Annotated in this window: 8 protein-coding genes; 5 read left to right on the top strand and 3 right to left on the bottom strand. The window is 55.0% G+C overall.

Annotated elements, in window-relative coordinates; all coding sequences use genetic code 11:
• The first annotated feature begins 167 nt into the window (after positions 1–167).
• The 3 genes from glpE to ACFX4U_RS19545 are packed head-to-tail and all read left to right on the top strand — an operon-like array spanning position 168 to position 2,162.
• Positions 168–497: a thiosulfate sulfurtransferase GlpE gene (gene glpE / locus ACFX4U_RS19555; protein ID WP_017459544.1), complete on the top strand. Its 330-nt coding sequence runs from the start codon at positions 168–170 to the stop codon at positions 495–497.
• Positions 498–555: 58 nt separating this feature from the next.
• On the top strand, positions 556–1,386 hold the full coding sequence (gene glpG, locus ACFX4U_RS19550; RefSeq protein WP_313510213.1) for a rhomboid family intramembrane serine protease GlpG: 831 nt from the start codon (positions 556–558) through the stop codon (positions 1,384–1,386).
• Between the two features lie 17 nt (positions 1,387–1,403).
• On the top strand, positions 1,404–2,162 hold the full coding sequence (locus tag ACFX4U_RS19545) for a DeoR/GlpR family transcriptional regulator (protein ID WP_017459542.1): 759 nt from the start codon (positions 1,404–1,406) through the stop codon (positions 2,160–2,162).
• A gap of 18 nt (positions 2,163–2,180) precedes the next feature.
• On the opposite strand, the gene malT is transcribed toward ACFX4U_RS19545, so the two are convergent.
• Positions 2,181–4,886 carry an HTH-type transcriptional regulator MalT gene (gene malT, locus ACFX4U_RS19540; RefSeq protein WP_313510212.1) on the bottom strand — a complete coding sequence of 902 codons (2,706 nt, stop codon included), beginning with the start codon at positions 4,884–4,886 and terminating at the stop codon, positions 2,181–2,183.
• 605 nt (positions 4,887–5,491) lie between these two features.
• Between malT and malP the strand changes: the two genes are divergently transcribed.
• Complete coding sequence (gene malP / locus ACFX4U_RS19535; RefSeq protein WP_313510211.1) at positions 5,492–7,885, top strand: maltodextrin phosphorylase; 2,394 nt, start codon at positions 5,492–5,494, stop codon at positions 7,883–7,885.
• Between the two features lie 9 nt (positions 7,886–7,894).
• Positions 7,895–9,985, top strand: coding sequence for a 4-alpha-glucanotransferase (gene malQ / locus ACFX4U_RS19530; protein ID WP_313510208.1), 2,091 nt, complete (start codon positions 7,895–7,897; stop codon positions 9,983–9,985).
• A gap of 43 nt (positions 9,986–10,028) precedes the next feature.
• Here the strand turns inward: malQ and gntT are convergent, their stop codons facing one another.
• A complete protein-coding gene (gene gntT, locus ACFX4U_RS19525; protein WP_305734800.1) occupies positions 10,029–11,345 on the bottom strand; it encodes a gluconate transporter in 1,317 nt (438 codons plus the stop codon).
• A gap of 360 nt (positions 11,346–11,705) precedes the next feature.
• Positions 11,706–12,281, bottom strand: coding sequence for a Fe-S biogenesis protein NfuA (gene nfuA, locus ACFX4U_RS19520; protein ID WP_131411915.1), 576 nt, complete (start codon positions 12,279–12,281; stop codon positions 11,706–11,708).
• Positions 12,282–12,338: the final 57 nt, after the last annotated feature.

The following is a 12,338-nucleotide window of genomic DNA, read 5'->3' as shown; positions in this document are numbered from 1 at the left end:
ATAGCTCAAAAATGTTCGATATCGCTCATAATAGCAAAGGAACGCGCTTTTGGTAACATCAAAAAAACAATTTAGAGTGATATGCATAACATAATGGCGCTAACCCGCTGTCACGACGTACACTTGACGGCAGGATAGCCATTTACTGTGTCAATTAAGAGAACGTCATGGATCACTTTGAGTGTATTAACGTAGAAGAAGCCCACCAAAAATTGCACCAGCAGCAGGCTGTACTGGTGGATATTCGCGATCCGCAGAGCTTTGCGATGGGGCATACACCAGGCGCGTTTCATCTCACCAACGACACGCTGGGCGCGTTTATGCGTGATAACGACTTCGAAACGCCAGTGATGGTGATGTGCTATCACGGCAACAGCAGCAAAGGCGCTGCGCAATATTTATTGCAGCAGGGCTACGATCAGGTCTACAGCGTGGACGGCGGTTTCGACGCCTGGCATCGCCACTTTCCATCAGAAGTGATGCACGGCGCGCTGTAGGCATTGCGCTCGTCTTCGGTATACTGTCTTTTTTTGTAGGGACTAAACGACGCCTGCCATGTTGATGATTACCTCTTTTTCCAACCCTCGCGTCGCCCAGGCGTTTGTTGATTATATGCAGACCCAGGGTGTGATCCTCACCCTTCAACACCATCAGCAAAGCGATGTCTGGCTGGCAGATGAAAGCCAGGCGGAGCGCGTGCGCAGCGAACTGGCGCGTTTTATGGAAAACCCCGGCGACCCGCGTTATCTGGCGGCGAGCTGGCAATCCGGGCAAATCGATAGCGGCTTGCACTATCGCCGCTTTCCGTTGCGGGCGGCGCTGCGTGAGCGTGGCGGGCCTTTAACGCTGTTGATGTCGGCGCTGTGCATCGTGGTGTTTGTGATGATGAGCGTCATCGGTGATCAAACGGTGATGATGTGGCTTGCCTGGCCGTGGGACGCAAGCGTGCGGTTTGAAATCTGGCGCTACTTCACCCATGCGGTAATGCACTTTTCGCTGGTGCATATCATCTTCAACCTTTTCTGGTGGTGGTATCTTGGCGGCGTGGTTGAAAAACGTCTGGGCACCGGAAAACTGGTGGTCATTACCCTCATTAGCGCTTTATTGAGCGGTTTTGTGCAGCACCAGCTTACCGGCCCGTGGTTTGGCGGCTTATCCGGCGTGGTTTACGCGCTGATTGGTTATGTCTGGCTGCGCGGTATACGTGACCCGGAATCGCAGATTGCGTTACCTAACGGATTGTTTATCTTCACCGTTGTGCTGATGGTGGCGGAGTGGTTCGGTTTGACCGGCTTCGCGATTGCTAACGGCGCGCACACGGCGGGGATGGTGATTGGGCTGGCGATGGCGCTGGTCGACACAAGAAATGTGCGAAAACGAACATAATTATCCAGGGACAATTCATGAAACAAACACAGCGTCATGACGCAATTATTGAACTGGTTAAACAGCAGGGATACGTCAGTACCGAAGAGTTAGTCGAGCAATTTTCCGTTAGTCCACAAACGATTCGCCGCGATCTGAACGATCTGGCGGATCAGAATAAAATTTTGCGTCATCACGGTGGCGCGGCGCTGCCATCGAGCTCGGAAAACACCTCCTGGCACGATCGCAAAGCGACGCAAACGGCGGAAAAAGAGCGTATCGCCCGCAAAGTGGCGGAACAGATTCCCAACGGCGCCACGCTGTTTATTGATATCGGCACCACGCCGGAAGCGGTCGCCCATGCGCTGCTCAACCACAGCGATTTACGCATCGTCACCAACAACCTGAACGTCGCCAATACATTAATGAAGAAAGACGACTTTCGGGTGATTCTGGCGGGCGGAGAGCTACGCAGTCGCGATGGCGGAATTGTGGGCGAGGCGACGCTCGATTTTATCTCTCAATTCCGCCTCGATTTCGGCATCCTCGGCATCAGCGGCATCGATGCCGATGGTTCATTGCTGGAGTTTGATTACCATGAAGTGCGTACCAAACGGGCGATCATTGAAAACTCGCGCCATGTGATGCTGGTGGTGGATCACTCGAAGTTTGGACGTAACGCGATGGTCAATATGGGCAGCATTAGCATGGTGGACGCGGTTTACACCGATACGATGCCGCCCGCCAGCGTGGTGCAGGTGATTACCAGTAATAATGTCCAACTGGAGCTGTGCTAAACCGCCTTGCGGCGGTTTTTACACCCCGTAGCCCATAATCTTCAGCAACTGCTGCGCATGCTGAACCGCGTCCTGGCGATGGGCGACGCCGAGTTTCTGATAGAGGTTGCGGATATGGGTTTTAATGGTCGTCGCCGCGACAGCCAACTCGCCCGCAATTTGTTCATTACTGTAGCCAGAATAAATCAGCCCCAGCACCTGCCACTCGCGCTGTGTCAGCGGGCTGGTGCGGATCAGTTCCGGTACTTCCGGGTGAGTGAGCAGCCGTTCGACAAAGTTCTCGTCAAAATGCGCGAACTTGTGACGGTGGTGCTGATTGATATCGCGCAAAATGCGCTGGGCGCGGTGCTGATCCAGCTCTGGCAGCGTATTAAGCTGAATTAACTGACGCAACTGCTGCGCCATCGCTTCCCCTTCAATCACGAAGTGGCTGATAAACCCGGTGCGGTTAGCCAGTTGTAAGGCTTCCAGCAACACCCGCTGCGCGTCATTTTTACGTCCCGCCTGCCAGTAAAGCTGGTTCAACAGCAACAGGTTGCGGTTGATATCGCTCATCAGGCGCAGGCTGCGCGCGTTTTCATTTAATTCCTCAAGCACCATTTCTGCCGGGTCGTAATCGCCGAGCAGGATCTGCGCGCGGGCAATATTGCGCCACTGGCTTTGCAGAAAATGGTTATTGGCAAATTCAGGTTTAGGCGTCTGGCGCAGCCACTGGGCTGCCGCTTTTTTATCGCCGGTCATTTGCCAGTAGATCACCCGTACTTTGTCGGCGTTCGATACCCAGTCGCTATGGTATTGACCATTGCCGAGCAAATTCTCCAGCCGGTGCAGGTGGCTACGGGCATTATCCAGATCGCCGCGTGCCAGCGAGTTTTGCACCAGCAACGCCAGACACTGCAATTGTTGCTGCGGTTGCAGGGCGGAAAGCACCTCCATACCCTGGCGTGCCGCCGCTTCGGACTCGTCCAGTCGCGCCCACGCCCACAGCAGCTGCGCGCGGATGCGCAGTAAAAATTCATGCATCGGCAACTGCTCAAGATGCTGCTCACGGATAAGCGCGAAGGCTTTCTCTTGCATCTCCCAGGCCGCTTGCAGGAAGCCCTGGGCGAACAGAATTTCGCTTTGCTGAATAAGGCTCCACAAGGCGTAGTGCCAGACATCGTGGCGACGCGCCATCTGTTCGGTTTGCTGCATGACCGACAGCGAATTGGTCAGCTCGCCTTTACAGTGCAGCACTTCGCCGTGGACCGAGGTGGCCACAATGCGGCTGTAATAATTTGCCAGCGGCAACTCTTCGAGCGCCACCATCGCCAGCCGTTCGGCTTCCACCGGGTCACCATCGTTGATGGCGACTTGCGCGCGCAGGGCATTGAAATCGCCGTGCAGCGAGGCGTCCATTTGCGTGGTCATCTCCTGTTCGGCGCGCGCCAGAAGCGTGTTCACTTCGCTGTAGCGGTGCTGGCTTTGCATCAACCAGGCTTGTAACAGCACCAGCCGTGGGTTTTCCAGCAGGCTTTCCCACGGTAGCGCTTTTAGCGACTCTTCCAGCACGCTCAGCTCGCTGTGGTTAAACAGCCCCCAGGCATGATGCAGCAGAATATCGCGCAGCATAATGCCATCGCCCGCCGCCAGCGCATGGTGAATGGCTTCGCTCGGGAAACCTTGCGCCATCCAGCTTTCCGCTGCCGCGCGGTGAATATCCGGTAATTCTGTCGCCAGTTCCCACTGACAACGCTGGCGCAGGAAGCTGCCAAACAGCGGGTGGTAGCTAAACCATTCGCCGGAATCGTCCATCCGTTGCAGAAACAGGCCCTGGCGCTCAATCTCTTCCAGCCGCATCTGCCCGTTCTCTTCGCCGGTCACGCGCACAATCAGCGCATCGTTCATTGAACGCAGCAGCGCGCTTTTCAGCAGGAAATGACGGGTATCGACATCGACATTATCCAGCACTTCATCAACCAGATAATCCGAAAGATGGCTGGCGTTAATGCCCGCCAGGCGGCGCGCAGACTGGTGCGGCGCGCTGTGGTTTTGCCGGGCAGAAAGCGCGATAAGCTGGAGCGCCGTTGCCCAACCGGCCACGTCGTCGCACAGACGGCTACTTTCTGCCGCTTCAATAGGGGAGGTCAGGCGACAGTCAAAGAACTGTTTGGCTTCCTGGTGGGTAAAGGCAAGTTGGTGGCTGCCAATTTCCAGCAACTGCTCGCGCACACGAAGATTCGCGATGCCTAACTGCGGCAAGTTGCGCGACAGCACAATCAGCGTCAGGTTTTCTGGCTGATGGCGCAAGAAAAAGCGCATCGCATCGTGGATCACCGGGTTGGTGACGAGATGGTAATCATCAATCACCAGATACAACGGGCGCTGCCATTCGGTCAGCTCAATAAATAACTGTGAAAAGAGTGACGGCAGGCTGGCGTACTGGCGCTTTTGCGCCATCACTTCACTGCTAACACAGTGCCCGCCCGTCGCCTGCTGAATGGCGGCAATAAAATAGCTGGCGAAGCGTTCCTGCTGGTTGTCGCCTTCATCCAGCGAGTACCAGCCAACGTCGTTCTTACCTGCCGCCCACTGTGAAATGAGCGTAGTTTTGCCGTAACCCGCAGGGCTGGTTACCAGCGCAAGCCGATAATTGTTGGCGCCGGAAAGTTTAGCCAGCAGCCGTTCCCGCACCACCGTGTGGTCGAGACGAACCGGGCGACTTAATTTAGACGGAATCAACATAGTTATCACTTCACTGTGCGAAAAACGGAGGGGACGATTTTTTTTGCGCTTCGTAATTAATAGTAATAAGGTCGGCCAGATGAAGAAATATTGCAAGTTATGTCCGAATCTGGCGATTGTGAATTTGCACCATGTCACATTTCTATTTATGTCGTGAATAAAGAAAGCACAATAATGGCAAAATAGGGGGAGTCAGGGCTGGCGGGCGATGCAGGCCGGGATTTGTAATACAATCGGCAACTATAAGGTCTTTATAAGAAATATTAAGACATTGGCTGACATAAACGCACAAATAGCAAAAAACGAACAATTCCGCTCAGCGAAATATTATTTCGCCAAATTCTCACCGGTCAGCGATATTTATTCTCTCCGAAACATCATTTCATTTTTCCTGCGCGCACGCTGAATTTCTACACATCTGTTGCTGCTTTTTTGATTGAATAATGTTCAAAAAAGACGCTACCTTTAGGTGGCGGCGATCACACTTTTCGCTCATCCCCGCTACTCCTCCCCGGCTAATCCCTGGCAGGATGAGGAAGTCACCTGTTGAGCCAGGCACACTAGCGCAAACGTCGATTTACTTCATTACAGGACCCGAATTCTTTATGTCAAAGCCAACGTTTAACAAAGCGGAATTTGAAACGGCTCTTACGCGCCAGTGGCAGCGTTTTGGGGTTCAGGCCGCGAGTGACATGACAACCCGCCAGTGGTGGCAAGCGGTCAGCGGTGCGCTGGCGGAACTGCTGGCGGCGCAGCCTGCACCGAAAATGGCGAAAAATCAGCGCCACGTCAACTATATCTCCATGGAGTTTTTGATTGGTCGCCTGACTGGCAACAACTTGTTGAATCTGGGCTGGTATCAGGGCGTCGGCGAGGTGCTGCAACACCACAACATCAATCTGACCGATCTGCTGGAAGAGGAGATCGATCCGGCGCTCGGCAACGGCGGTTTAGGTCGCCTGGCGGCTTGCTTCCTGGATTCGATGGCCACCGTTGGTCAGTCGGCTACTGGTTACGGTCTGAACTATCAATACGGCTTGTTCCGCCAGTCTTTTATTGACGGGCAACAACACGAAACGCCGGACGACTGGCATCGCCGCAGCTATCCATGGTTTAGCCATAACGAGCAATTAGATGTGCAGGTAGGCATTGGCGGTAAAGTCAGCAAAGAAGGGCACTGGCAACCGGCTTTCACGATAGTAGGTGAAGCCTGGGATCTGCCGGTTATCGGCTATCGCAATGGCGTCACTCAACCACTGCGTTTGTGGCAGGCGATGCACGCGCACCCGTTTAACCTCACCAAATTTAACGATGGCGATTTTCTGCGGGCTGAACAAACGGGTATTGATGCGGAAAAACTCACCAAAGTGCTCTACCCGAATGACAACCACCAGGCGGGCAAAAAGCTGCGTCTGATGCAGCAATATTTCCAGTGCGCCTGCTCGGTGGCCGATATTTTGCGCCGCCATCACCTGGCCGGACGCAAGCTGGCGCAACTGCCGGACTATGAAGTTATTCAACTGAACGATACGCACCCAACCATCGCTATTCCTGAACTGCTGCGGGTATTGCTCGATGAACATCAACTGAGCTGGGACGATGCGTGGGCGATCACTAGCCGCACTTTCGCCTATACCAACCATACGTTGATGCCAGAAGCGCTGGAGTGCTGGGACGAAACGCTGGTGAAAGCGCTGCTGCCGCGCCATATGCAAATCATCAAGCAGATCAATGACAAATTTAAAGTGCTGGTCGAGCAAACCTGGCCGGGCGACAAAGCGGTGTGGGCGAAGCTGGCGGTTGTGCATCACAAACAGGTGCGCATGGCGAACCTGTGCGTGGTTGGCGGTTTCGCGGTCAACGGCGTTGCGGCGCTGCACTCGGATCTGGTGGTGAAAGATCTGTTCCCGGAATACCACCGGTTGTGGCCGGGCAAATTCCATAACGTCACCAATGGCATCACTCCGCGTCGCTGGATCAAACAGTGCAACCCGCAGCTGGCTGCGTTGCTTGATAAGACGTTGAAAAAAGAGTGGGCCAACGATCTCGACCAGTTGATTAACCTGGAGAAATACGCCGACGACGCGGCGTTCCGTAAACAGTACCGCGAGATAAAACAGCACAACAAACAGCAGCTGGCGGCGTTTGTGAAAGCGCGTACCGGCATAGAAATCAATCCGCATGCGCTGTTTGATATCCAAATCAAGCGCTTGCATGAGTACAAACGCCAGCATCTTGGTTTGCTGCATATCATCGCGCTGTATAAAGAGATCCGCGAAAACCCGCAAGCTGACCGCGTGCCTCGCGTGTTCCTGTTTGGTGCGAAGGCCGCGCCGGGCTACTACCTGGCGAAAAATATTATTTATGCCATCAATAAAGTGGCGGAAGTGATTAATAACGACGCCAGCATTGGCGACAAACTGAAGGTCGTTTTCCTGCCGGATTATTGTGTATCGGCGGCGGAAAAATTGATTCCGGCGGCGGATGTTTCCGAGCAGATTTCGACTGCCGGTAAAGAGGCATCCGGCACCGGCAACATGAAGCTGGCGCTGAATGGCGCGTTAACCGTTGGTACGCTGGACGGTGCCAACGTCGAGATTGCCGAGCAGGTGGGCGAGGAGAATATCTTTATCTTCGGTAACACCGTGGAGCAGGTAAAAGCGCTGAAAGCGAAAGGTTACGACCCGCTCAAGTGGCGCAAAAAAGACAAGCAACTGGATGCGGTGCTGAAAGAACTGGAAAGCGGTAAATACAGCGATGGCGATAAACACGCATTCGACCAGATGTTGCACAGTATCGGCAAACAGGGCGGCGACCCGTATCTGGTGCTGGCGGATTTCGCCGATTACGTGGCCGCGCAAAAACGTGTCGATGTGCTCTACCGTGACCAGGAAGCCTGGACGCGTGCCGCGATCCTGAACACCGCGCGCTGCGGCATGTTCAGCTCCGACCGTTCGATCCGCGATTATCAAACCCGTATCTGGCAGGCGAAACGCTAAGGAAGGGTGATGGAGAGTAAACGTCTGGAACAGGCCGCGCTGGCGGCGGGGATCAGCCCAAACTACATCAATGCGCACGGTAAACCGCAATCCATTACTGTGAAAACCAAGCAGCGTTTGTTGGATGCGATGCATCCCACGCCTGCGGTGGCAGCCAGTGCGCCGCCGGTACCCGTGGTACAGGTATTTATCCATGGCAAGAAAAAGGTGCTGCCGGTTGCTGGTAAAGGAGATTTCCAGTGGCAACTCACCACGGAAACGGGCAAACAGTACCAGGGCGACGTGCGCGGCGGGGCGACTTTGCCGCTGCCCACCGGCCTGGCGCTGGGTTATCACACGCTGACCGTGACGCAGACAAATCAGCACTGGCAGTGCAGGGTGATCATCGCGCCGGCGCGTTGTTATGAACCTCAGGCGCTGCTCGACGGTAAGAAACTGTGGGGCGCATGTGTGCAGCTTTACACCTTGCGTTCGGAGAGTAACTGGGGGATTGGCGATCTCGGCGATCTGAAAAAGATGCTCGGCGAGGTGGCCAGCCGCGGCGGTGCGTTTATCGGTCTTAACCCGATTCATGCGCTCTATCCGGCGAACCCGGAGAGCGCCAGCCCGTACAGCCCGTCATCGCGGCGCTGGTTGAACGTTATCTATATCGATGTCAATGCGGTGGCGGATTTCCGCGACAGCGAAGAGGCGCAGGCCTGGTGGCATCTGCCCACGACACGCGAAACGCTGCGGGCCGCCCGCGATGCGCAATGGGTGGATTACGCCACCGTCACCGCGCTGAAACTGGAGGCATTACGCATGGCGTGGCAGCGCTTCCGCCAGCGTGCGCAGAGCGATGAACAGGCTGTGGCGTTCCAGCGTTTTATGCAGCAGGAAGGCGAGAGCCTCTACTGGCAGGCGGCGTTCGATGCCATTCACGCAAACCAGGTGAAAGAAGATCTGCTGCGCTGGGGCTGGCCGGTGTGGCCGGAAGGATTCCAGAATACACATAGCCCGCAGGTGAAAGCGTTCTGCAAAACCCATGCGGATGAGGTCAATTTCTACCTCTGGCTGCAATGGCTGGCTTACACCCAGTTCGCCGAATGCTGGCAAACCAGCCAGGGTTACGCGATGCCGATCGGTCTGTACCGTGACCTGGCAGTGGGTGTGGCGGAAGGTGGAGCAGAAACCTGGTGCGACCGCGAGCTGTATTGCCTGAAAGCATCCGTTGGCGCGCCGCCGGATATTCTCGGCCCGCTGGGGCAAAACTGGGGCTTGCCACCGATGGATCCGCACGTGATCCACGCCCGCGCTTATGCGCCATTTATCGATCTGCTACGCGCCAATATGAAAAACTGCGGTGCGCTGCGGATTGATCATGTGATGTCGATGCTGCGTCTTTGGTGGATCCCGTATGGTGAAACGGCGGATCACGGTGCGTATGTGCAGTACCCGGTCGATGACCTGCTCGCCATTCTCGCGCTGGAAAGCCAGCGTCATCAGTGCATGGTGATTGGTGAAGATCTGGGAACCGTGCCGGTGGAGATTGTCGGTAAATTGCGTAGCAGCGGCGTGTACTCTTACAAAGTGCTCTACTTCGAAAACGATCATGAAAAAACGTTCCGCGCGCCGCAGGCGTACCCGCAACAGTCAATGGCGGTGGCGACAACGCACGATCTCCCTACATTGCGCGGCTACTGGGAAAGCGGCGATTTGACGCTCGGTAAAACGCTGGGACTCTATCCGGATGAGGTTGTTTTACGCGGCTTGTATAAGGATCGCGAACTGGCGAAACAGGGGCTGCTCGATGCGCTTCATCAGTACGGCTGTCTGCCGCAGCGTGCCGGACATAAAGCGTCGCGCATGCCAATGACGTCGGTGCTCAACCGTGGAATGCAGCGTTATATCGCCGACAGCAATAGCGCGCTGTTGGGGCTACAACCGGAGGACTGGCTGGATATGGCCGGGCCGGTGAATATTCCAGGCACCAGCTATCAATATAAAAACTGGCGGCGGAAGCTGGCGGTGTCGCTGGAGGCGATGTTTGCCGATGAAAAGGTCAATAAGTTATTAAAAGACCTCGATCGACGCCGTAAAGCGGCGACAAAGCGGAAATAAAAAAGGCCCGGTTATCCGGGCCTTTCTACGTGCAGCGACTGAATTAAACCACCATGCCTAACAGCAGGCAACCGATCAGGCCACAGAGTGAAATAATAGTTTCCAGCGCCGACCAGGAGCGCATGGTCTCGCCGATAGTCAGGTTGAAATACTCTTTGAACAGCCAGAAACCCGGATCGTTAACGTGAGAGAAAATCACGCTACCGGAACCGACCGCAATCACCATCAACTCCGGGCTCACGCCGGTAGTGGCAATCAGCGGCGCCGCAATACCGCCCGCTGTAATTGCCGCAACGGTGGCGGAACCCAGCGCGATACGCAGCACTGCAGCAATTGACCACGCCATAAACAGCGGGGAGAGATTGGTGGAATGCATCATTGAGGCGATGTATTTATCAACGCCGCTATCAACCAGAACCTGTTTGAACGCACCGCCACCGCCGATGATCAGCAGCATCATGGCAATGATTTTGATGGAGCTGGTCAGCGTTTCGTTGATGTCGTCCATCGAACGACCACGGTTCAAGCCGAAAGTGAATACCGCAATCAGCACTGCAATCATGGTTGCCATGACCGGGTCGCCGAAGAACTCTGCGTAAGGCAGCAGCGCATGGCCTTTCGGCAGCAGCATTTCGGCTACCGCGCGCAGCGCCATCAGGATCACCGGTACCAGCGATGTCCAGACGCTGACGCCAAAGCCTGGCATCTCTTCTTCGGTGAAGGTTTTCGCGTTGTAGAGGCCATCCGGGATCGGTTTATCAATGCTTTTCAGGAAACGGGCATAGACCGGGCCGGCAAGGATAACGGTGGGGATACCAAGCAGCGTACCGTAGAGCAGCGTTTTGCCCATATCCGCATGGAAAATGGTCGCAATCGCCGTTGGGCCCGGGTGCGGAGGCAGGAAGCCGTGCGTCACGGACAGGGCTGCCGCCATTGGCACACCAACATACAGCAGCGGAATGCGTGCGGACGCGGCGATGGTGAACACCAGCGGCAGCAGCAGTACGAAGCCAACTTCATAGAACAGTGCGAAACCGACGGTAAAACCGGTCAGCACGACTGCCCATTGAATGTACTGGCGACCAAACTTTTCGATAAGCGTGGTGGCAATGCGCTGTGCGCCGCCGCAGTCCGCCAGCAGTTTGCCGAGCATGGCACCAAAGCCCATGATCAGCGCAAGGCTGCCGAGCGTACCGCCGACACCATTTTTAATGGATTTAATAACGGCATCGAGCGGCATGCCCTGCATCATCCCCACGGCGAGCGCCACGAGGATCAGAGCGATAAATCCGTTCAGTTTGAAGCGGATCATTAACAGGAGTAAGAGAGCAACACCGATAGCGACAATGACTAATGGCATGATTTACCTGGCCTTTAATTTGTTATGGGTAACGTCAGTGTTTCTGGCAGCCGCTGAAAATTCCCGAAAGAGGAAAGAGCGAACTGCAGCACCGTTGCGGCTGACATCCATTGCTAAAAATTGTAGTCGGATGTTTTTTAAGTTGTCGGTGCTGGCAGGAATGATACGGGTAACATCTATGAAAAGAGAATCACTCTGGCGATCTAAATGTAAGATCTGAGACATGCGTCATATTAACGCCGGGAAACTAAACAGCGGTGAAAAGGGAAAAGTGGGCGGGGAGATACGGGTAACAGATGGATTAACATTGTAGACCCGGCAGGCAGAACGCCGCCGGGCAATCTACAGCAGAAAACAGGCTTAGTAGTAAGAGTGCTCGCCGCGCTGGTGCTCGGTTAAATCGCGCACACCTTTCAGCTCCGGGAACTCGGTCAGCAGCTGCTTTTCGATACCCTCTTTCAGCGTCACGTCGACCATGGAGCAACCGTTACAGCCGCCGCCAAACTGCAGAATGGCGTAGCCTTCATCGGTGATCTCCATCAGCGAAACGCGGCCGCCGTGACCAGCCAGCTGTGGGTTGATTTGCGACTGCAGCAGATACTCCACGCGCTCCATCAGCGGCGCGTCGTCGGACACTTTACGCATTTTGGCATTCGGCGCTTTCAGCGTCAGCTGGGAACCCAACTGGTCGGTGACAAAATCGATTTCCGCATCTTCCAGATACGGCGCGCTCAGCTCATCGACATAGGCAACCAGTTGTTCAAATTTCAGCGCGGTATCAGTGGCTTCAACCGCGTCCGGCGGGCAATAAGAGACACCGCACTCAGCGTTGGGCGTGCCTGGGTTAATCACAAAGACGCGGATTTGTGTCCCTTCTTCCTGATTTGCCAGCAGTTTGACAAAGTGCGCTTGGGCAGCGTCGGAAATACGGATCATAGCAATGGCCTAATAGTTGACTATTTTACTTGGTTATAATACGCCCATCATCGAGGG

Source organism: Kosakonia sp. YIM B13588 (genome assembly GCF_042788165.1).
Classification (GTDB): Bacteria; Pseudomonadota; Gammaproteobacteria; order Enterobacterales; family Enterobacteriaceae; genus Kosakonia; species Kosakonia sacchari.
The sequence above is the reverse complement of the archived record's forward strand: the minus strand, read 5'-3'. Positions and strand labels throughout refer to the sequence as shown.